The organism is Bradyrhizobium sp. WSM471 (genome assembly GCF_000244915.1).
GTDB lineage: Bacteria > Pseudomonadota > Alphaproteobacteria > Rhizobiales > Xanthobacteraceae > Bradyrhizobium.
The window spans coordinates 6,337,568-6,359,162 of the sequence record NZ_CM001442.1 but is presented as its reverse complement, the minus strand read 5'-3'; the positions used below and the strand labels follow the sequence as shown (position 1 = coordinate 6,359,162).

The window sequence follows — 21,595 nt, the reverse complement described above, 5'->3', positions numbered from 1 at the left end:
GCGCCTTTACGCCAGGCAGCGGAACAGCAGCGCCGGATCGCGCTCGGGATCGATACGCAACCTGATCCCGCCCCATTCGATGCGGGCCTGTTCGCCGGTGAGGAGGTTTTCGAGTGCCGACACATGGTGTCGCTGCCCACCGGCGTCAACCGTGACGTCGCCGAGCGGCAACCAGAATTCGCGCACGTCGCGCGACAGTGCAATCACGATCACGATGATGTTGGCCGGATCGGTCGCTTCCTTGACGAAGGCGATCGTCTCGCCGTCTTCGATGCCGAGGAAGCGCAGGTTCGCCGTCTGCTGAAGCGCAGAATTCTCGTTGCGGATGCGATTGAGATCCGCGATGTAGGTCTTGATATGGCCGGGCTTGTTCCAGTCGCGCTGCTTGATCTGGTATTTCTCGGAGTCGAGATACTCCTCGCGGCCGGGAATTGCGTCGTGCTCCAGCAGCTCGAACCCGCTGTAGACGCCATAGTTGCTGGACAGCGTCGCGGCCAGCGCAACGCGCGATTTGGACGCCCATGTCTCGCCGCCCTGGAGATGATAGGGCAAGAGATCGGGCGTATTCACGAACAGGTTCGGCCGATAGAAATCACGTTCGGGATAGCGCGTCAGCTCGCCGAGATATTGCTCCAGCTCCCACTTCGCCGTGCGCCAGGGGAAATAGCTGAACGATTGTGCAAAGCCGAGCTTGGCGAGGCCCTTCATCAGCTTCGGGCGCGCGAACGTCTTGGAGAACAGGATCACCTCGGGATGCCGGCGGCGGATGTCACGCATCAGCCACTCCCAGAAGGCGATCGGCGCTGTGTCGTGATTGTCGATGGCGAAGATGGTGACGCCGTGGTCGATCCAGAACAGCATGGCGTCGCGAAACGCGTTCCACAGTCCAGCCCGGTCGACGGACGTGAAATCGGGGATGACGATATCGGAATAGGGCCCGTCAGCCGTCCGCACCGAGCGATCCGGGCGCCATTTGAACCATTCCGGATGCTGCGTCAGCCACGGGTGGTCCGGCGAGCATTGCACGGCGAAGTCGAGCGCGAGTTCGAGGCCGTATTCCAGGCAGGTCGCGACCAGCGCGCGAAAATCCTCGATCGTGCCGAGTTCGGGATGCAGCGCATCGTGCCCGCCCTCGATGGCGCCGATCGCATAGGGCGAGCCGGGATCGCCGTCGCCCGCTACCGGCGCATTATTGCGGCCCTTGCGCCGGGTGCGGCCAATGGGGTGAATCGGCGTGAAGTAGAGCACGTCGAAGCCCATTGCGGCGATGTCGGGCACGCGCGCGATGCAGTCGCGGAGCGTGCCGTGCTGTCCTGGCACCACGCTCTGGCTGCGCGGCATCATCTGATACCACGCGCCGAAGCGCGCCTTGTCGCGGTCGACGTGCAGCGGGAATAGCGCCGAGCGCGTGAGATCAGGCCGCGACTGGCTCTCGGCCATGGCTGCGCCGAGCTCGGTCGCCAGCAGCGGGGCAACGTCGCCGGTCTGAAGATAGTCCTCGCATTGCCTGACGATGACGGCGGCGGCGTCCTGCTGCGCGCCATGCGCCTTGGTTAGGAGGCCGGCGCCTTCGATCGCATCGAGCGTGACGTCGGCACCGGAGCGCTGCTTGCGCGCGACTGCGTGCGACCAGGTAGCGAATTCGTCGGTCCAGGCTTCGATCGCATAGACATATTTGCCGGGCTCGACCGGTGTGAACGCGCCTGACCAGCGGTCATTGCCGTGCGGGATCATCGGCTCGCTCTGCCATTCGCGGTCCTGCTCCTGTCGCCAGATCAGCGCTGCGCCGATCACGGCGTCGCCGTCGCGGTAGATGTCGGCCCAGACCTCGACCGGTTCGCGCGCGATCCGCTTCACGGGGAAGCGCCCGCCGTCGATCAGGGGATAGACGTCTTCGATGAGGAAAGTGCTGCCCGCTGCGGCACTCTCGACAGTTTGAATTGTCTTGTTCACGGTGATGCCATTGACAAGAAAGCAGGAGCCCGTTTCCCTTGCCGGGAACCTACGCTTGATACCACTATAGAAAGCCGCTTGTGTGTCATTGGTTCCGTGGGGAACGGCAGGCGCGGCTTGCGAGTTAACCCTGACTAACCTCCTCAGCGACCTCGTTAAAATCAATTCCCCCGGCCAGAAAATGGCTTGCAAGCTGCGTGCCGAATGGATCTTTTAGCTCAAGCCCGGATCAAGGGCGTTCAATCTGAATTCGTCGATGCCCTCGGAAAGCTGCGGGTCACCGATCCCGTGGCCCTCAAATCCATCCTCGACGCCCTGCCGGAGAAGCGGGTTTACCGCTTCGTCAGCGGGCCCGTGGTGGTGCGCGCCTTGGGACATCCGCGCACCGAATTGGCGACAATCGGTGCGCCGCCGCTCAAATGGAAAATGACTGGCAACGGCAATTTGATCGCGCAAGGCGAGACGCGCGAGCCCGTGATTGCCTGGCCGGCCGACCTGCCGCTCGGCTATCACCGCCTGACGCTGACCGATGCCGAAGGCGTGACCGAAGAGGTGCCGATGATCGTGGCGCCGGAGCGGGCCTTCGGCGGCGATTTCGATCGGGGCTGGCTGCTTGCCGTGCAGCTCTACAGCGTCCGGTCGGACCGCAATTGGGGCATCGGCGATTTCACCGACCTCGCCGGTCTCGTCCGGCTCGCCAAGCAGCTGGGGGCCGACGGCGTCGGGCTCAATCCCCTGCATGTGTTGTTCGACGACCATCCGGCCGATTGCAGCCCCTATTCGCCGAACAGCCGGCTGTTTCTCAATCCGCTCTATATCGACGTCGAGGCGATCCCGGAATTTTCCGCAGACCTCGTCTCCGACGCGGCTGCGACCGCCGCGCGGCTCCGCGACGGCGATCGTGTGCCCTATCCCGACATGGCGGCCTTGAAATGGTTGGCCTTGCGTGCTGCCTTCGACAGCTTCGTGAAAAGCGCGAGCGGCGTCCGCCGCAACCTGTTCGACGCCTTCCGCGCGGCTCGCGCGCCACTGTTGTCCCGTTTTGCCTGCTTCGAGGTGCTACGCCATCGTTTCGCGGCGCCGTGGTGGGAATGGCCGATGGAATGGCAAAAGCCGGATGAGACGAAATGCGCCGAGCTGCGCAATGGCCCGGACAAGCACGAGGTCGAGTTCGTCGAATTCGTGCAATGGACGGCCGATAGCCAGTTGCATGCGGCCAAGGAGCTGGCCAGTCAGCTCGGCATGCGGGTCGGACTCTATCTCGACGTTGCCGTCGGCGTGCAGTCGAACGGCTTCGATGCCTGGAACGAGCAGGGGGCGATCTCCCGCCATCTCGCCGTTGGCGCGCCGCCGGACGTGCTCAACACCATCGGCCAGGATTGGGGTCTTGCCGGCTTTAATGCCGGCGGCCTGGAGGCGCAGTCCTTCGTGCCGTTCGCCGACATGCTCGCGGCTTCGATGCGCCATTCCGGGGCCATCCGTCTCGATCACGTGCTGGGCTTGAAGCGGCTGTATCTGGTGCCGCGCGGCTTCAAGCCCGACAACGGCGCCTATGTGCAGATGCCGTTCGAGGCGCTGCTGGCGACCGTGGCGCGCGAGAGCGCGGCCCATAAGTGCATCGTGATCGGCGAAGACCTCGGCACGGTGCCCGAGGGCTTTCGCGAGACCATGCAGGATTTCGGCATCTGGTCCTACCTCGTCATGATGTTCGAGCGCGACGATGCCGGTCACTTCCGGCCCGTCGATCACTACCGGCCCAACGCGCTGGTGACGCTGAACACGCATGATTTGTCGACCTATGCCGGCTGGCGCTCCTTCAGCGATCTCAAGATGAAGCGCTCGCTCGGGCTCGATCCCGGCGAGAACGATCAGGCCCGCTGGGATGCGCTCGGCCTGCTCGACGAGATCCTGCGTGCCAACGGCATCCGTGCCAATGATGTCTATTCGGTGCTCGCCTTCCTGTCGCGCACGCCCTCGCGGCTGCTTGCGGTGTCGCTGGAGGATCTGCTCGGCGTGATCGACCAGCCCAACATTCCCGGCACGATCGACGAGCATCCGAACTGGCGCCAGCGCCTGCCTGTGACGCTCGACAAGATCGCCTCGAAGGTCGATCTCGCGGCTTTGAAGGCCGCGACGCGGGAACGCTCGTTGCCCGGCGGGCGTTGATCGGCGGGGTCACTGGACGTCGTTTTCGAGGCTCGCACGACATTGTCTCAGAAAATCGAGGACTATGCGCTGATCGGCGACTGCGAGACCGCGGCGCTGGTCGGCCGCAACGGCTCGATCGACTGGCTGTGCTGGCCGGCCTTCGATTCCGACGCCTGCTTTGCCGCGCTCCTCGGCACGCACAAGAACGGGCGCTGGCTGATCGCGCCGGGCGAGGACGTCACCGCGACGTCGCGCCGCTATCTCGGCGACACCCTCATCCTCGAAACGCGCTTCGAGACGAAGAGTGGCACCGTTGCGCTGATCGACTTCATGCCGCCGCGCGGCAAGGCCTCGGATATCGTGCGGCTGGTCCGCGGCGTCAGCGGCACGGTGAAGATGCGGATGGAGCTCGTGATCCGCTTCGGCTTCGGCGTCGACATTCCGTGGGTGCGGCGGATCGACCATTCCCTGCTGGCGGTCGCCGGGCAGGACATGACCGTGCTGCGGACGCCGGCGAAGACCCGCGGGGAGGATCTGACCACGGTTTCCGATTTCGAGGTGAAGGCCGGCGAGACCGTGCCGTTCGTGTTGACCTACGGCCCCTCGCATCTCGAGCCGCCCCCGCCGATCGACCCGGAGCTCGCGCTTCAGGAGACGGAAAAATTCTGGCAGGGCTGGTGCAGCCACTGCAATCGCGATGGCGACTATCGCGACCTGATCGTGCGCTCGCTGATCACACTCAAGGCGCTGACGTTCGGTCCGACCGGCGGCATCGTCGCGGCGCCGACCACCTCGTTGCCGGAGAAGCTCGGCGGCGCCAGGAATTGGGACTACCGCTTCTGCTGGCTGCGCGATGCCACCTTCACGCTGCTGGCGCTGATGAACTCGGGTTACACCGAGGAAGCCTCGGCCTGGCACAATTGGCTGTTGCGTGCGGCTGCAGGCTCGCCGGCGAACATGCAGATCATGTACGGCATCTGGGGCCAGCGGCGGCTGTTGGAGTGGGAGGCGACCTGGCTCGACGGCTACGAGGGCGCGCAGCCGGTGCGCGTCGGCAATGCCGCGCATGCGCAGCTCCAGCTCGACGTTTACGGCGAGCTGATCGACGCCTTCCACCAGTCGCGTATGGCCAAGCTCAAGCTCGACGACAAGACGACTTGGGCGCTGGAATGCGCCGTGCTCAAGCATCTCGCCGAAGTCTGGGACCAGCCCGATCATGGCATCTGGGAGCGGCGCGGACAGCCGAAGCACTACGTCTTCTCCAAGGTGATGACCTGGGTCGCCTTCGACCGCGGCATCAAGAGCGCCGAGACCTTCGGTTTCAAGGCCCCGCTGCTGCACTGGCGTACCTTGCGCGACGCCATTCATCGCGACGTCTGCAACAGGGGCTTTGACGCGAGCGAAAACGCCTTCGTCGAGTCCTACGGCTCGAAGCTGCTCGATGCCAGCGTGCTGCTGCTGCCGGCCGTCGGCTTCCTCGACGCGTCGGATCCCCGCATTCGCGGCACCATCGCGGCGATGGAAAAGCACATGATGCCTGACGGCTTTGTGCTCCGGCACGATCCGCGCGAAGTGTCAGAGGAGAAGCAGCCGATCGAGGGTGCCTTCCTCGCCTGCAGCCTTTGGCTGGCCGATGCCCATATGCTGGCGGGCGATCTCGACAAGGCGCAGATCTTGTTCGATCGCGTGGTCGGTATCGCGAATGACGTCGGGCTGCTGGCCGAGGAATATGATTCAGGCGCCAAGCGTCAGTCCGGCAATTTCCCGCAGGCGCTGACGCATATCGCGCTGGTCAACACGGCGCATAATCTGTCGGCGGCAAGGCAGGGCAGCGAGAAGCCGGCGATGCAGCGGTCGAAGTGAGGTTGGCGGCGCTCTCTCCGTTCCCTCCCCCCTTGTGGGGGAGGGGCAGGGAGGGGGTGTCACACGGGGATTTTATCGGTAGCGCTCCCGCCCCTGGTGCTTCACCAACAACGGCACCTTTTCCTGGGCTACCCCTCTCCCTAACCCTCCCCCACAAGGGGGGAGGGAACGCACTTCCATTGCGGCGCCAGTCGAGTCTCGTCCCGTCGGGCCTCAACCACTCCCGTTCCGCTTCAAGATCATCTCCATTGCCTCCGCAAAACCGTCCTGCTCGTTGGACGCGGTGACGTGGGTGGCCTGGTCCTTGACGTTGTCGGCCGCGTTGCCCATCGCGATCGAGGTGCCGCTGACGCGGAACATCGCGAGGTCGTTCTGCATGTCGCCGATGGTGGCGACTGCGTCCGTTGCAATGCCGAGGCGCCTGGCCATGGCTTGCACGAAGGTGCCCTTGTCAAAGCCGGGCGGGGTGATGTCGAGATAATAGGTTTGCGAACGCACTGCGGTCGCCTCGCTGCCGAGCGCCTTCTGCATCGCCTTCTCGCAAGCTTCGAGGCCAGCTGCATCGGCGCTGGCTCCGACGATCTTGCAGGCGCTCGCAAGGTAGGGGGAAAAGTCCGTGACGATGGTCGGATCGGAGCGGATCGTGTGCTGCTCATGTGCCACGTATTGGCCATCAGGCTTGTCGATCAGCCATTTGTCGGCGGTGAACAGCCAGATGTCGGCGCCGAACTCGCGGAGGATTTGCAAGCTACGTTCGGCCGCGCCTGGCGGAATCAAATGCTGTTCGACCGGATTCATCTCGGGGTCGACGATCGAGGAGCCATTGAACGGGCCGACCGGCAGCCAGAGCGCCAGCGGCTCGATCAGGAAGCGCATGCCGATCGCGGGGCGGCTCGACGTAATCGTGAAGCCGATGCCGGCCCGGTGCAGACGCTGTACCGCGGATCTCGCGCGGTCGGTCAGCGTCTTGTCCTTTGTCAGCAGCGTGCCGTCGACGTCGGAGACGACGAGCGAGATTTTTGTCATGACGGCCCCTTGGGTGTTTCTTGGGTGTTTGGCCTCAGCGTTTCGCGCCGCCCAGTTTCAACTGCCGCACCGCGCCGTCCACGATCGCTTCCACGGACTCATCGATCGAGACGGTGATCACGTGCTCGTCGGCCTCCGGCGGCTCCAGCGTGTTGAACTGGCTCGTCAGCAGGCCGGGCGGCATGAAGTGCCCCTTGCGTTGCGCGAGGCGAGCGGCGATCAGCTCCTTCGTGCCCCTCAGGAAGACGAAGCGGACGTCGTCGCGTCCGCGCAGGAGCACGTCCCGATAAGTATGCTTCAGCGCCGAGCAGGCGATGATGACGTGCTCGCCTTTGTCACAGACCCGAGCGATCTCGTCGGCGATGGCGTTGAGCCAGGGCCAGCGATCCTCGTCGGTGAGGGGATGGCCGGCCCGCATCTTCTCGACATTGCTGGCGGGATGAAAGCTGTCGCCGTCTTCGAAACGCCAGCCGAGGCGCTCGCCGAGCGCTTTTGCAACCGTGCTCTTGCCCGAGCCCGACACGCCCATCACGATCAATGCACAAGGTGCTTCAACGCCCGCCACGAATTCCCTCCGGAAGCGCGGCCTGGTCGACCAGCCAGACGGTCTCGCCATTCGAGCGCGCGCGTACAGCCGGAAGAGTCTCGCCATTGAGCAGGCGCGTCAAGATCGGCTGCTTGTCGTGCCCCGCTATCTCGAACAGCATTTCGCGGCAGGACGCCAGCGCGGGCAGGGTGAGCGAGACCCGCGGCACGAAGGGGGCAACATTGGCCTTGGGGACGCCGACCACCCAGCGTCTCGTCTCCTCGATCGCGGGGTAGCCCGGGAAGAGCGAAGCCGTGTGGCCGTCCGGGCCCGCGCCCATCAAAACCATGTCGAACAGCGGCCGTGCCGGATCGAGGCTTTCCGCGCCGTAGAAAGACTGCAGCTCGCGCGCATAGGCCTCGGCGCCCTGATCCGGGTCGTCGGCCGTCGTCGGGATCGGGTGAACATGGCCGGAGGGCGCGTTGCGATCGAGAAAGGTCGCGCGCGCGACCGCCATGTTGTTGAGGGGATCGCTTTCGGGCACGAAGCGCTCGTCACCGATGAACCAGTGCATGCGCTCCCACGGGATTTTTTCGCGCCAGGCCTCGCTGCCCAGCAGCTGGTAGAGCCTCCTCGGGCTGGAGCCGCCGGTCAGGCAGATCGCGATCCGCCCGGGATTGGCCGCGATTCGCGCCATCACCCGTTCGGCCGCAGCCCGCGCCAGAGCCTCGGCGTCGGCCTCGACGATCAGCTTCGGCTGTCCCGCCGTCGCCGTCACGAGAACTTGCGCCAGCTTCGGCCGTCGCGGCGGAGCAATTCATCGGCACAGGCGGGGCCGTCGCTGCCGGCTCGATAGGTCTCGATGCCGTTGCTGCCCGCGTTCTTCCAAGCGTCCAGGAACGGCTGCACCGCCTCCCATCCGGCTTCGATGCCGTCGGCGCGCTGGAACAGGATGTTGTCGCCGATCATGCAGTCGTAGATCAGCGTCTCGTAGCCGGTCGAGGGATCGGCCCGGAAATAGTCGCCATAGCGAAACTTCATCTCGACGCCGTCGATGGTGACGCTCGGCCCAGGGATCTTGGCGTTGAACTGGAGCTCGATCGTCTCCGTCGGTGCGATGCCGATCGTGAGGAAGTTCTGGGAGAGGCGATCGACAGCGGTGCCTGAGAACATCGACAGCGGCGCCTGCTTGAACTTGATCGCGACCTCGGTGCGCTTGTGGCCGAGCGCCTTGCCCGTGCGCAAATAGAACGGCACGCCGGCCCAGCGCCAATTGTCGATCATCAGTTTCAGCGCGACATAGGTCTCGGTGGTGCTGCCGGGTTTGACGTCCTCGGTCTTGCGATAGTCCGGGATCTCATCGTCGCCGATGCGCCCCGACAGATATTGGGCGCGCACCGAGCTCTTCAGCGCTTCCTCTTCGCTCGGGCGCTGAATCGAGGTCAGAATCTCGGCCTTCTCGGAGCGCACGGAATGGGCGTCGAAACGCGCCGGCGGCTCCATCGCGACCAGCGACATCAGCTGGAACAAATGGTTCGGCACCATGTCGCGCAACGCGCCGGTGGCATCGTAGAAGCCGCCGCGATGGCCGACGCCGAGTTTCTCCTCCACCGTGATCTGGATGTGGTCGATATGGTTGCGATTCCAGATCGGCTCGAACATGCCGTTGGCAAAGCGCAGCACCAGGATGTTCTGCACCGTCTCCTTGCCGAGATAGTGATCGATCCGGTAGATCTGGTGCTCGTCCATGATCTTCAGCAGTTCGCCATTCAGCGCGCGCGCCGAGGCGAGGTCGGTGCCGAACGGCTTTTCGATCACCAGTCGCCGCCACGCGCCGTTCTCCTTCATCATGCCGGTGCGGCCGAGCTCGCGCGCGGTCGGCGCGAACGCAGCCGGCGGGGTGGCGAGGTAGAACAGCCGGTTGCCGCCGGTGTCCTGCGCGCATTCCAGGGAATCCAGATGCTCGCGCAGGCGATCAAAGGATGGCGGATCCTTTGCGTCGGCTTCGACGAAGGTCACGCATTCCAGCAGCTTCTTGGCAATGTCGTCGTCCACCGGCCGGGTCGCGAACTGGCGCAAGCCCTTTAACAGGCTGTCGCGCAGCTCGTCGTCCGACTGGCCCCGGCGGGCGACGCCGACCACGCAGAACTTTTCCGGTAACAGATGCTCGGCCGCCAGATTGTAGAGCGATGGCATCACCAGCCGATGGGTGAGGTCGCCGGTGACACCAAAGATGACGAAGGCGCAATTTTCCGGCTTGCGCTTGGCTTGCGGGTCTTTTGTCACGAACGATTGGCCTTCGCTCTGCTCATTGCTATTTCGGCTTCGAAGCAGCCGGCTGCTTCGGTTCCTTGTGGCCGCCGAAGCCGGCTCGCATCGCTGAGAGAATTTTCTCGGCAAAGGTGTGTTCCTTGCGGGAACGGAACCGTGCGAACAGCGCCGCTGTCAGGACTTCGGCCGGCACGGCCTCGTCGATTGCGGCGTTCACGGTCCAGCGTCCTTCGCCGGAATCCTCGACGAAACCGGAATACTCCGTCAGTGTCGGGCTGTCGGCGAGCGCGGTCGACGTAAGGTCGAGCAGCCAGGACGGGATCACGCTGCCGCGCCGCCACACTTCGGCAATATCGGCGAGATCGAAATCGTAACGATGATCCGTCGGCAAGGCCTCGATGTTGGCGTTCTTGAGGATGTCAAACCCTTCGGCATAGGCCTGCATCAAGCCGTACTCGATGCCGTTGTGGATCATCTTGACGAAATGACCGGCGCCGACGGGGCCGGCATGGATGTAGCCCTGCTCGATGCGGGGATCGCGCCCCTCACGTCCCTCGGTGCGTGGAATGTCGCCGGCGCCGGGCGCGAGCGCGGCGAAGATCGGATCGAGCCGATCGACCACCTGTTTCTCGCCGCCGATCATCATGCAATAGCCACGGTCGAGGCCCCAGACGCCGCCGGAGGTGCCGACATCGACATAGTGGATGCCGCGCTGCTTCAGCGCCTTGCCGCGGCGGACGTCGTCCTGCCAGAACGTGTTGCCGCCGTCGATGATGACGTCGCCTTCCTGCATCGCACCCGCGATCGTCTCGATCGTTTGCTCGGTAATGCGGCCAGCAGGCAGCATCACCCAGGCGGTGCGCGGCCGTTCGAGCTTGGAGATGAATTCCTCGAGCGTCGCCGAGCCTACCGCGCCGTCGGCGGCAAGGCCGGCAACGGCCTTGGCGTCCTTGTCGTAGACCACGGTCGAATGTCCCTGGCGCATCAGGCGGCGAACGATGTTGCCGCCCATCCGGCCGAGGCCGATCATGCCGAGTTGCATTTGAGAAATTCCCTTAGTTCAGTGCGTCGTTCAGCGCCGCATTGAGCGCCGCGAGACCTTTCTTGAGCCCGCCCTTCAGGTGGACCCGCAGCGCGCGCCGGCCGCGCTCGGTGAGCACGTCGAAGTCGCCCCGTGCCTGCGCCGCCTTGATCACGCCGAAGCTGGCCTTCTGGCCGGGCACCGGCAGGTCCCTGGCATCGTCGGCGGTGATCTGGAGGAACACGCCGCTGTCGGGGCCGCCCTTGTAGGCCTGTCCTGTCGAGTGCAGGAAACGCGGTCCGAACTCGGCGCAGGTCGCGACATGTCGCTTCTCGCGCACTTCGAGCCGCATGGCCTGGAGCGCGTCGATCGTCGCCTTGTCGCGCGCGATGTAGCCGAGCAGGGCGACATAATCGCCATGGTTGGAGCGCGACAGATGCGCCTTCAGCCAAGAGGTGAGGTCGCCGTTGGCGCCGGCGGCGCGCAGGGCCGCGGCATTGGTCTCGTCGGTGTAGAGATCGGCCTCGGTGGTGCTGACCACCGGCCGTTCGGCCGGCAGCGCGCCGGTCTTTTCGAACGAGGCGGTGAGCTCCCGGGTCTTGATCTTGGCCGCTTCCACGTCCGGCTGGTCGAACGGGTTGATGCCGAGGATGCTGCCCGCCACCGCCGTTGCCATCTCGAAGCGGAAGAACTCCTGGCCGAGATGGTCGATCGACTTCATCACGATGCGCACGACGGGATGGCCGGCCGCTTCGATCGCGGCAAGCTGGGAGTCATGGGCGGCGTCCGCTTCGCCCTCGATACGAATGTCGATGAAGAGCCGGTCATTGCCGTAGACCCCGGGCTCGCCCAGCGGCTCGCCGTCGATCGGGATCAGGCCCTTGCCGTCCTTGCCGGTCGATTCCGCGATGAGCTGCTCGGCCCAGGCGCCGAAATCGGCAATCTTCTTCGACGACAGGATCGTCACCTTGTCGCGGCCTTCGAGCGCTGCATGGCCCATGGCAAGGCCGAGCTGCACGCCGGGGTTCTCACTTGGCGGCACGTCCGGTCCGCAGGAGCGGGCCATCGCAAGCGCGTGCTTGATGAAGGTCTTGATATCGACGCCCGCGGTTGCCGCCGGCACCAGGCCGAACGGCGAGAGCACCGAATAGCGCCCGCCGATGGAGGGCTCGCCGTGGAAGATGCGCGCATAGTTCAGCGTCTTCGCCGCCTTCTCCAGCGACGATCCGGGATCGGTGACCGCAATGAAGCGATGGCCGGTCTTGACCTTCGACCCGACCGCCTGCGCGACGCGCTCGTGGAAATAATCCTTCATCGCATTCGGTTCGGTAGTGCCGCCAGACTTGCTGGAGACGATGAACACGGTGTTGGCGATGTCGATCCTGGCCTCCATCGCCCGCACCTGGGCCGGATCGGTGGAATCCAGCACGTGCAGCTTCGGGAACCCGGGCTTCTTGCCGAAGGTCTCGGCCAGCACCTCCGGCCCGAGGCTTGATCCGCCCATGCCGAGCACGACGGCGTCGGAGAATTTCTGGCCCTTCACGCGACTGGCATAGTCCTCATAGTCGGCCACGTCGGCCTTGGCGGCGCTGTCGAGCCAGCCGAGCCATTTGTCCTCGTCGGTGCCGGTCCAGACCGATTTGTCGCGCTGCCACAGCCGGCGGATCTTGGCCGACGCGCGCCATTCCTCGGTGCTTTTGGCCACGGCCTTGCCGAGACCGTCGCCGAGCGAGAGCAGCTGGCGGTCGATCGCGGGCCCGAGCACGGTGGCGCGCTTGTGCGCGACCGCGCCATAGAGCTTGTCGGCGGCGTCGGCAAACTGCTTGACGCCGTCCTTGACGAGCTCCTCGGTGATGGCGTCGAGCGAGACGCCGGAGCGTTCCAGTTCTTCCAGCACGCGCCTGGCGTCGTCGACATTCTCTTCCAGGCTGTCGCGCGGCGTGCCGTGGTCGCGGAACGCATCCAGCGTCGCCGGCGGCACGGTGTTGATGGTGTCGGGACCGATCAATTCCTCGACATAGAGAACGTCGCTGTAATCCTTGTTCTTGGTGCCGGTCGAGGCCCACAGCATGCGCTGCGGTTTGGCGCCCTTGGCCGCGAGCTTGTCCCAGCGGGGACCCGAGAACAGGCGCTTGTAATCCTGGTAGGCGACCTTCGCATTGGCGATCGCGACCTTGCCCTTCAGCGCGGCGAGCCGTTCCTTTTCGCTCGGATCGTTGGCGCGGGCGATTTTCTCGTCGAGCTGCTTGTCGACCACCGAGTCGATGCGGCTGACGAAAAAGCTCGCCACGCTCGCCACGTGCGAGGGGTCGCCGCCACCTGCGACGTATTTCTCCAGACCGGCGAGATAGGCCTCGGCGACTTGCAGATAGACGTCCCTGGAGAACAACAGCGTGATGTTGATGCTGATGCCGTCGCCGATCAGGGTCTCGATCGCCGGCAGGCCCTCCGGCGTGGCCGGCACCTTCACCATCAGGTTCTTGCGGTTGACGTCCTTCCAGAGCCGCCGCGCCTCGGTGACCGTGCCGGCGGTGTCCATCGCCAGATAAGGCGAGACTTCCAGGCTGACATAGCCGTCGCCGCCCTTGAGGCGGTCGTAGACCGGGCGCAGCACGTCGGCGGCGTTCTGGATGTCCTCGACCGCGACGGCCTCGAACAGGTCGGCGACCGACCGATCGCCGCGCTTCAACGCCTTGCCGATCGGCGCGTCGTACTCGTCCGAGCTGCCGATCGCTTTCTCGAAGATCGAGGGGTTGGAGGTGACGCCCTTGACGCCGTCGGTGTCGATCAGCCGCTTCAGGTCGCCCTTGGCGATGAAGCCACGGGCCAGGAAGTCCAGCCAGACGGCTTGTCCGTGCTTTTCCAGTTCTTTGACGGGATTCATGATGCTAATTTATCTCCAAGCCTGCGGGCGAGGGGTTTCCGCGCCGGTCCTGACGCGCTATCCTCTAGCTTACATGCTTCCTTGAGGGAACCAATCAAGGGTATGAGCGTCATATCCTCCAGTGTAACTCCGTCGCGGTCATGGCGATCCGCGTAGAGGGAGCCAAGTTGCGTAAAAGGTCATTGGCCGTGAGGAATCGGCCGGGCCTCCTTGTGTAACGCCAGCTGCCTCGCCTCGCCGCTCGTGGCTGCGCGGAGTACTCATCAGCGGATTCCGGTCCGCCTGATGCATTGTGGCTCGGTCGCGAATGGCCATGCTGGGGGAAGGCATGCAAGCACATCATGACCGTCCGGCGCTCGCTGTCACGGACAGACTCAAATCGGTCACGTCGACCGGATGCGTCGATGCGTCCCACGATCTCGAAATCGGTCCATGTACGACCCGACTGCGGCTGCTGGTCGTAGCGGGCTTCGCCATGACGCTGCTCAGCGCAACGCTCGCCTTGGGCTGGTGGAACGCTCTTGGCGACTACGGCACGATGGTCGGCTATGCCGGCGTGGTGGCGTTCGCCGTGATGACCGGTCGGCTGATCTGGATGCTCCCCGCCGAGCGGGGATCGGTGGTGATCGTCACCACCTACGGCATTCGCGACCTCCGCATCGGCAATGAATTTCTGCTGTGGGACTCGATCGCGGAGATTTCGGCTGAAGAACGCCGCGGGCGCAAGGTGATCGTGCTGACGCCGACGCCGGCCTTGCAGAGGCAGCTCTGCAGCATCCGCGGCTTGGCCCGCGGTGTGACGGACGATCGCATCGTCATCCGGTCGGACGGCCTGGCGACCGATTTTGATACACTGCTGCGCGCTTGCCGCGACTGTCAGGCCGCCGGCGGTCCGCGCACCGCATTGCAGCAGGAAGATGAACGCGGCACCCAAGGCTTCGCCGTACAAGCGTCATAAGATCGCCGTTCGCAGACGGCTATGATGCGGCGCCGGATGAACGCATCCCCGGTAATGCCCGGATGTTGCGAGCGAGTGACATTTTCTGGAAATGAGCCAATATAGACAAAGATTCGCTCAAATATCAGGCAGGTGCCTGTTCGTAACTCACCCTGTGCCTACGTTGTGCGTTGCGCCGAGAAGGCGCCCGGGTGTCGAATGATCGTCATGTGCTCACGCTGATTCGAGAGTGGCGCTAAGGAACGGTCCGGTCGCTGCTTTCGTTCAATTGTGTAGCGGAACTCACGCGGAGAGGGATCATGTACAACGATTCTCTATTCAACGCTTTCGCTAAGTCGTTCGAGGCGAGAAGCCAACACGACATGTCGATGGCGGAATATCTGGAATCGTGTCGAAGCGATCCCATGAAATATGCGAACGCGGCCGAACGACTGCTAGCAGCGATCGGTGAGCCCCAGACGATTGACACGGCCAAGGACCCACGCCTTGGCCGTATTTTTTTGAACCGCACGATCCGCACCTATCCGGCCTTCGCCGGCTTCTACGGCATGGAAGAAACCATCGAGCGCATCGTCGGTTTCTTCCGTCACGCGGCGCAGGGCCTCGAAGAGCGCAAGCAGATCCTGTATCTGCTCGGTCCGGTCGGCGGCGGCAAATCCTCGCTCGCCGAGCGGCTCAAGTCGCTGATGGAAGTGCACCCGATCTACGTGCTCAAGGCCGGCGACGAGCTCTCGCCCGTGTTCGAAAGCCCGCTCAGCCTGTTCGATCCGGATCAGCTCGGACCGATGCTGGAAGAGAAATACGGCATTCCGCGCCGCCGTCTCACCGGCCTGATGAGCCCGTGGTGCTACAAGCGGCTGGAAGCCTTCGGCGGCGACATTTCCCAGTTTCGGGTCGCAAAAATCCAGCCGTCGCGGCTGCGCCAGATCGGGATCGCCAAGACCGAGCCGGGTGACGAGAACAACCAGGACATCTCCTCGCTGGTCGGCAAGGTCGACATCCGCAAGCTCGAAACCTACGCGCAGAACGATCCCGACGCCTACAGCTATTCCGGCGGCCTCAACCGCGCCAACCAGGGCGTGCTCGAGTTCGTCGAGATGTTCAAGGCGCCGATCAAGATGCTGCACCCGCTGCTCACCGCGACGCAGGAAGGCAACTACATCGGCACCGAGAACATCGGCGCGATCCCGTTCACCGGCGTCATCCTCGCGCACTCCAACGAAGCGGAGTGGTCGAGCTTCAAGGCCAACAAGAACAACGAGGCCTTCATCGACCGTATCTGCGTGATCAAGGTGCCGTACTGCCTGCGGATCACGGAGGAGCAGAAGATCTACGAGAAGCTGATCCAGGGATCCGAGCTCGCGGCCGCGCCTTGCGCGCCCGCGACGCTGGAAACGCTGGCGCGGTTCTCGGTGATGTCGCGCCTGCGCAAGCACGAAAATTCCACGACCTACGCCAAGATGAGGGTCTACGACGGCGAGAGCCTGAAGGAGACCGATCCGAAGGCGCGCAGCGTCCAGGAGTATCGCGATGCCGCCGGCGTCGACGAGGGCATGGACGGTGTGTCCACCCGCTTTGCCTTCAAGATCCTGGCTGCGACCTTCAACCACGATCCGCAGGAAGTCGCCGCCGACGCCGTTCATCTGATGTACGCGCTGGAGCAATCGATCAAGCGCGAGCAGCTGCCCGAGGAAGTCGAGAAGCGCTACCTCGAATTCATCAAGGCCGACCTTGCACCGCGTTATGCCGAGTTCATCGGCAACGAGATCCAGAAGGCTTATCTCGAATCCTACTCGGATTACGGCCAGAACCTGTTCGACCGCTACGTCGACTACGCCGATGCCTGGATCGAGGACCAGGATTTCAAGGACGCCGACACCGGCCAGCTGCTTGATCGCGAACTCTTGAACCAGGAATTGACCAAGATCGAGAAGCCGGCGGGCATCGCCAACCCCAAGGATTTCCGCAACGAGGTGGTCAAATTCTCGTTACGGTCGCGCGCCCAGAACGGCGGCAAGAATCCGACCTGGATCTCCTACGAGAAGATTCGCGATGTGATCGAAAAGCGGATATTCTCCCAGGTCGAGGACCTGCTTCCGGTCATCTCCTTCGGGTCGAAGAAGGACGGCGAGACGGAGAAGAAGCACGGCGAGTTCGTCGCACGCATGGTGGAGCGCGGCTACACCGAGCGTCAGGTTCGCCGGCTCGTCGAATGGTACATGCGCGTGAAGCAGGCCGGTTGAGGCGGATGGAAAAGTGCCGATTCACATTATTGACAGGCGCCTGAACCCAGGCGGCAAGAGTCTCGAGAACCGGCAGCGGTTCTTGCGTCGGGCCAAATCCCTGGTGCAGGGCGCCGTCAAGAAGACCTCGCAGGAACGCGACATCAAGGACGTCCTGGAGGGTGGCGAGGTCACCATTCCGCTCGACGGCATGCACGAGCCGCGGTTCCGCCGCGACGGCGGAACGCGGGACATGGTGCTGCCCGGGAACAAGAAGTTCATCGAGGGCGACTATCTCCAGCGCTCCGGCCAGGGCAGCGCCAAGGATTCCGGTCCGGGCGAAGGCGACAGCGAGGACGCCTTCCGCTTCGTGCTGAGCCGCGACGAATTCGTCGATCTCTTCCTTGACGATCTCGAACTTCCCGATCTCGCCAAGCGCAAGATCGCGCAGACCGAGAGCGAGGGCATCCAGCGCGCCGGCTACACCACGTCGGGCTCGCCATCCAACATCTCGGTGAGCCGGACGGTTCGGCGCGCAATGGCGCGCCGTATCGCGCTCAAGCGTCCCAGCAAGGAGGAGATCGAGGAGCTGGAATCCGCCATCGCCGCATGCGCGGATGAGGACGAGCGTCTGGTGCTGATGGCCCAGCTCGAGAAATTGAAGGCGAAGTCCAAGCGTATTCCCTTCATCGATCCGCTCGACATCCGCTACCGGCGCTTCGAGACGGTGCCCAAGCCCGTTGCCCAGGCCGTGATGTTCTGCCTGATGGACGTGTCGGGCTCGATGTCCGAGCACATGAAGGATCTCGCCAAGCGCTTCTACATGCTGCTCTACGTATTCCTGAAGCGCCGCTACAAGCATGTCGACATCGTCTTCATCCGCCATACCGATCGCGCCGAGGAGGTGGACGAGCAGACCTTCTTCTATGGCCCGGCTTCCGGCGGCACGCTGGTCTCCAGCGCCCTGCAGGCGATGCACGAGATCGTGCGCGAACGCTTCAGCCCGTCGGACTGGAATATCTACGCTGCGCAGGCATCCGACGGCGACAATTCCTATTCCGACGGCGAGCTCGCGGGCATGCTGCTCACCGACAAGATCCTGCCGGTCTGCCAGTTCTTCGCATATCTCGAGGTCGGCGAGTCCGGCGGCAGCGCCTTCGATCTGTCCGACTCCTCGCTCTGGACCCTCTACGAGCGCCTGCGCAACAGCGGCGCACCGCTCTCGATGCGCAAGGTCAGCGAGCGCAGCGAGATTTTTCCGGTGTTCCACGATCTGTTTCAGCGCCGCGACACTGCCCAGGAGAAAGCCGCTCCATGACGGAACGCTTGTTCGAAGGCGCCGATTGGGATTTTCACACCTTGCAGCGCATCACGGATGCCTGCGAGGAGGTGGCGACGAAAGATCTCGGGCTCGACGTCTATCCGAACCAGATCGAGGTGATCACCGCCGAGCAGATGCTGGACGCCTATTCGTCCGTCGGCATGCCGCTGTTCTACAAGCACTGGTCGTTCGGAAAACACTTCGCGTATCACGAGGCCTCATACCGCAAGGGCCTCATGGGTCTTGCCTATGAGATCGTGATCAACTCCTCGCCCTGCATCTCCTACCTGATGGAGGAGAACACGGCGACGATGCAGACCCTGGTGATCGCGCACGCCGCCTTCGGGCACAATCATTTCTTCAAGAACAACTATCTGTTCAAGCAGTGGACCGACGCCGACGGCATCCTGGATTATCTGGATTTCGCCAAGAACTACGTCATGCAATGCGAGGATCGCTACGGCCGGGTCGAGGTCGAGCGCACCCTCGATGCCGCGCATGCGCTGATGTCGCACGGGATCGATCGCTATCCCGGCAAGAAGAAGCTCGACCTCCGCGCCGAAGAGAAGCGGGCAGGGCGCCGCCGCCAGCACGAGGAGGAGGTCTTCAACGACCTCTGGCGCACCGTGCCGGCGGGAAAGAGCAAGACCCGGTCCGCGCTCAGCATCGAACGCCGCCGCAAGCTGCTCGGCCTGCCGCAAGAAAACCTGCTGTATTTCCTGGAGAAGAGCGCGCCGCGGCTGGCGCCCTGGCAGCGCGAGCTGTTGCGCATCGTCCGCCACATCGCGCAATATTTCTATCCGCAGAGCCAGACCAAGGTGATGAACGAGGGGACGGCGACCTACGTCCACTATCGCATCATGACCAAGCTGCATCAGCAGGGCCGCATCAGCGACGGCAATTTCCTCGAATTCCTGCAGTCGCACACCAACGTCGTGTTCCAGCCCGAATTCGACGACCAGCGCTTTTCCGGCTTTAATCCCTATGCGCTCGGCTTCGCCATGATGCAGGACATCGAGCGCATCGTCACCCGGCCGGAAGACGAGGACCGCGAGTGGTTCCCGGACATCGCCGGCAAGAACGACGTGATGGGCGTGCTGCGCGACGTCTGGGCCAACTACCGCGACGAGAGTTTTATCGCCCAGTTCCTGAGTCCGAAGCTGATGCGGCACCTCCGCATGTTCCACTTGCACGATGATCCCGAGGAACGCGCCGGCATCCGGGTCGACGCCATTCACGACGAGCGCGGCTTCCGCCGCGTCCGGCGCGAGTTGGCACGGCAGCACGATGTCGGCTACATCGACGCGAATATCGAGGTGGTCGACGTCGATCTCTCCGGGGACCGGCGGCTGATCCTGCATCACCATGTCATCAAGGGCGCGCAGCTCAACGAGACCGACGCCAAGCGCGTGCTCCAGCATCTGGCCGATCTCTGGACCTACGACGTCGCACTGATCGAGGTCGACGCCAACGACAAGGTGCTGCGCGAATACGTCGTGAGCCCGCGCCCGATCTCGGCGGTGGCCTGACGCTGACGTCACGCCTGGAGCTTCGATGTGGCGGACAGCTCGCCCGCTGTCCATCCTTCGAGACGCCCGCCTTTGGCGGGCCCTCAGGATGAGGACGGAGTCTGCGGCTGCAATTTCGACAGATAGGGACGCTGCCTAGCCTCATCCTGAGGAGACCGCGGAGCGGTCGTCTCGAAGGACGAGGCGCCTGCTCTGGCCGCCGCCGAGAATTCATCTCGACTCAAGTGCTCTAAGTCGATCGCTTCTTCTCCGGCTTCTTCTTGGCTTTGGACGCGTTCAGCTCCACCGCTGCGCGGATCAGCGCCTTCAACGCCTTCTCGTTGATCTTCTCACCTTCGCGAATATCGATCGCGCGCCGCACGTTGCCGTCGAGGCTGGAATTGAACAGGCCCGCCGGATCGTCCAGCGCCGCGCCCTTGGCAAAGGTCATCTTCACCACGGCCTTGTAGGTCTCGCCGGTACAGATGATGCCGTCGTGCTCCCACACCGGAACGCCGCGCCATTTCCATTCCTCGACGACATCAGGGTCGGCCTCTTTGATGAGGCCGCGGATTCGCCCGAGCATGTCGCCGCGCCAGTCACCGAGCTCCTTGATCCTGCCGTCGATCATCCTGGATGGCGAAGCGCCATCCGTCTTCGTCGCGCTGCTGGTTTTCGCGGTCACAGCCTTCTTCATGTTCACGCCTCTTGTCGGGCGCCGCGGCCGCGGCCGAGATATGGCAGCGCGACCATGTAGAGCCCGGTCGCAAGCAACGGGATCAATGGGACGAAGGCGAGCAAGCCGATCCACGTCGCCTGGACTTGCAGCGTCAGGGCGACGATGTTGGCGATGACGGCAAGCGTGAAAGCGATCGACAGCCAGCGATGGATCTGCCGAACCCACATGTTTCCGGTCAATGAAACCTCCTCTTGAGATGATCGAATGAAGGCCGGCGGCCGCTAGTCTGCCCTTGCCAGCAGTTCGTCCAGCTTGGCGAGAAACTGCTTCCAGCCGGCGTGCGCGCCGCCGAAAGCCTGCTTCTGCGTCGGGCTGAAGCCCGCTTGCTCGACACGCAGATGCGTGCCGGCGCCCGTCGGAGTCAGCGTGAAGGTCACGACGCTCTTGAGGTCGAAAGCTGCGTCGTCGTGCGAGAAATTCCAGGTGTAGGCGAGCGTCTTCTGCGGCTCGATGGTGAGGACCTCGCAGTCCAGTACGCCGCCCCACTCGCCGTGAAGGTTGAAGCGGTGGCCCACGGTCGGCTTGAAATCGTTCTTCATCAGCCATTCCTCGATCAGATGCGGCTGCGTCAGCGCGCGCCAGATCCGCTCTGCCGGAAAGGCAAATTCGCGCTCGATGACGACGGAACGGGTTTCGGTCGCGGATTCGTTCATTGGTCCATCCTCTTCAGGAGATCGTCGAGCGCGTCGAGCCGGCTTTGCCAGAATCCGGCCATCTGGCTGGTCCAGTCGATCAGCGGATTGAGCGCGCCGGGCTGGGCGCTGTAATGCGTCTGCCGCCCTTGATGCCGGTCGCGCACGAGGCCAGCCTGCTTCAACGCGCCGAGATGTTTTGAGACCGCGGGCTGAGACACACCCGACAGTGCCGTCAGAGCCCCGACCGTCTGTTCGCCCTCGCGGCACAATCGCTCGAAGATCGCCCGACGGGTGGGGTCGGCGAGCGTCCTGAACAGAAGATCGTGAGCGGCGGCGGGCATGCAATCCATAACCTGTAAGTTATGGATATATTCATAACCGTGGAGTTATGGATGTGTCAAGCGCGTTGCGAGCGTGTGGTACTCGCTCGCGCAACCCGCTCCGCCGTCATTGCGAGGAGCCCTTGCGACGAAGCAATCCAGTCTGCCTCCGTGGAGGGACTGGATTGCTTCGCTGCGCT

17 protein-coding genes are annotated in these 21,595 nt (G+C 63.8%); 6 read left to right on the top strand and 11 right to left on the bottom strand.

The features are described from left to right. Positions 1-6: 6 nt before the first annotated feature. Positions 7-1,953 carry a maltotransferase domain-containing protein gene (locus BRA471DRAFT_RS28965; RefSeq protein WP_007613809.1) on the bottom strand — a complete coding sequence of 649 codons (1,947 nt, stop codon included), beginning with the start codon at positions 1,951-1,953 and terminating at the stop codon, positions 7-9. 204 nt (positions 1,954-2,157) lie between these two features. Between BRA471DRAFT_RS28965 and malQ the strand changes: the two genes are divergently transcribed. After that, entirely contained in the window at positions 2,158-4,119 is a 1,962-nt protein-coding gene (gene malQ, locus BRA471DRAFT_RS28960) for a 4-alpha-glucanotransferase (RefSeq protein WP_007613808.1), read from the top strand. A 42-nt stretch (positions 4,120-4,161) separates the two neighbouring features. Further along, positions 4,162-5,964, top strand: a complete 1,803-nt coding sequence (locus BRA471DRAFT_RS28955; protein WP_007613806.1) for a glycoside hydrolase family 15 protein — start codon at positions 4,162-4,164, stop codon at positions 5,962-5,964. Positions 5,965-6,177: 213 nt separating this feature from the next. Here the strand turns inward: BRA471DRAFT_RS28955 and BRA471DRAFT_RS28950 are convergent, their stop codons facing one another. The 6 genes from BRA471DRAFT_RS28950 to BRA471DRAFT_RS28925 are packed head-to-tail and all read right to left on the bottom strand — an operon-like array spanning position 6,178 to position 13,692. Then, a complete protein-coding gene (locus BRA471DRAFT_RS28950; protein WP_007613804.1) occupies positions 6,178-6,990 on the bottom strand; it encodes a Cof-type HAD-IIB family hydrolase in 813 nt (270 codons plus the stop codon). A gap of 34 nt (positions 6,991-7,024) precedes the next feature. Then, a complete protein-coding gene (locus BRA471DRAFT_RS28945; RefSeq protein WP_007613802.1) occupies positions 7,025-7,555 on the bottom strand; it encodes a gluconokinase in 531 nt (176 codons plus the stop codon). Continuing rightward, entirely contained in the window at positions 7,542-8,294 is a 753-nt protein-coding gene (gene pgl, locus BRA471DRAFT_RS28940; RefSeq protein WP_007613801.1) for a 6-phosphogluconolactonase, read from the bottom strand. Before pgl ends, BRA471DRAFT_RS28945 begins: the two co-directional genes overlap by 14 nt. Continuing rightward, positions 8,291-9,802, bottom strand: coding sequence for a glucose-6-phosphate dehydrogenase (gene zwf, locus BRA471DRAFT_RS28935; RefSeq protein WP_007613799.1), 1,512 nt, complete (start codon positions 9,800-9,802; stop codon positions 8,291-8,293). Before zwf ends, pgl begins: the two co-directional genes overlap by 4 nt. Positions 9,803-9,830: 28 nt before the next feature. After that, positions 9,831-10,829: a phosphogluconate dehydrogenase (NAD(+)-dependent, decarboxylating) gene (gnd, locus tag BRA471DRAFT_RS28930; RefSeq protein ID WP_007613798.1), complete on the bottom strand. Its 999-nt coding sequence runs from the start codon at positions 10,827-10,829 to the stop codon at positions 9,831-9,833. Positions 10,830-10,842: 13 nt separating this feature from the next. Further along, a complete protein-coding gene (locus BRA471DRAFT_RS28925; RefSeq protein WP_007613797.1) occupies positions 10,843-13,692 on the bottom strand; it encodes a bifunctional transaldolase/phosoglucose isomerase in 2,850 nt (949 codons plus the stop codon). A gap of 328 nt (positions 13,693-14,020) precedes the next feature. On the opposite strand from BRA471DRAFT_RS28925, the gene BRA471DRAFT_RS28920 reads away from it, so the two are divergent. The 4 genes from BRA471DRAFT_RS28920 (at position 14,021) to BRA471DRAFT_RS28905 (ending at position 19,722) form a co-directional block, all read left to right on the top strand. Beyond that, complete coding sequence (locus BRA471DRAFT_RS28920; RefSeq protein WP_007613795.1) at positions 14,021-14,650, top strand: hypothetical protein; 630 nt, start codon at positions 14,021-14,023, stop codon at positions 14,648-14,650. 299 nt (positions 14,651-14,949) lie between these two features. Continuing rightward, on the top strand, positions 14,950-16,893 hold the full coding sequence (locus BRA471DRAFT_RS28915; RefSeq protein WP_007595704.1) for a PrkA family serine protein kinase: 1,944 nt from the start codon (positions 14,950-14,952) through the stop codon (positions 16,891-16,893). Between the two features lie 19 nt (positions 16,894-16,912). Then, positions 16,913-18,190: a YeaH/YhbH family protein gene (locus tag BRA471DRAFT_RS28910; RefSeq protein ID WP_179950138.1), complete on the top strand. Its 1,278-nt coding sequence runs from the start codon at positions 16,913-16,915 to the stop codon at positions 18,188-18,190. Further along, complete coding sequence (locus tag BRA471DRAFT_RS28905; RefSeq protein ID WP_007613791.1) at positions 18,187-19,722, top strand: SpoVR family protein; 1,536 nt, start codon at positions 18,187-18,189, stop codon at positions 19,720-19,722. Before BRA471DRAFT_RS28910 ends, BRA471DRAFT_RS28905 begins: the two co-directional genes overlap by 4 nt. 229 nt (positions 19,723-19,951) lie before the next feature. Here the strand turns inward: BRA471DRAFT_RS28905 and BRA471DRAFT_RS28900 are convergent, their stop codons facing one another. The 4 genes from BRA471DRAFT_RS28900 to BRA471DRAFT_RS28885 are packed head-to-tail and all read right to left on the bottom strand — an operon-like array spanning position 19,952 to position 21,416. Continuing rightward, entirely contained in the window at positions 19,952-20,398 is a 447-nt protein-coding gene (locus BRA471DRAFT_RS28900) for a DUF1801 domain-containing protein (RefSeq protein ID WP_007613789.1), read from the bottom strand. Between the two features lie 2 nt (positions 20,399-20,400). Then, positions 20,401-20,619 (bottom strand): hypothetical protein, encoded by a 219-nt coding sequence (locus BRA471DRAFT_RS28895; protein WP_007613787.1) that lies wholly within the window; start codon positions 20,617-20,619, stop codon positions 20,401-20,403. A gap of 42 nt (positions 20,620-20,661) precedes the next feature. Then, positions 20,662-21,093, bottom strand: coding sequence for an SRPBCC domain-containing protein (locus BRA471DRAFT_RS28890; RefSeq protein ID WP_007613786.1), 432 nt, complete (start codon positions 21,091-21,093; stop codon positions 20,662-20,664). Continuing rightward, a complete protein-coding gene (locus BRA471DRAFT_RS28885) occupies positions 21,090-21,416 on the bottom strand; it encodes a helix-turn-helix transcriptional regulator (protein ID WP_007613785.1) in 327 nt (108 codons plus the stop codon). Before BRA471DRAFT_RS28885 ends, BRA471DRAFT_RS28890 begins: the two co-directional genes overlap by 4 nt. Positions 21,417-21,595: the final 179 nt, after the last annotated feature.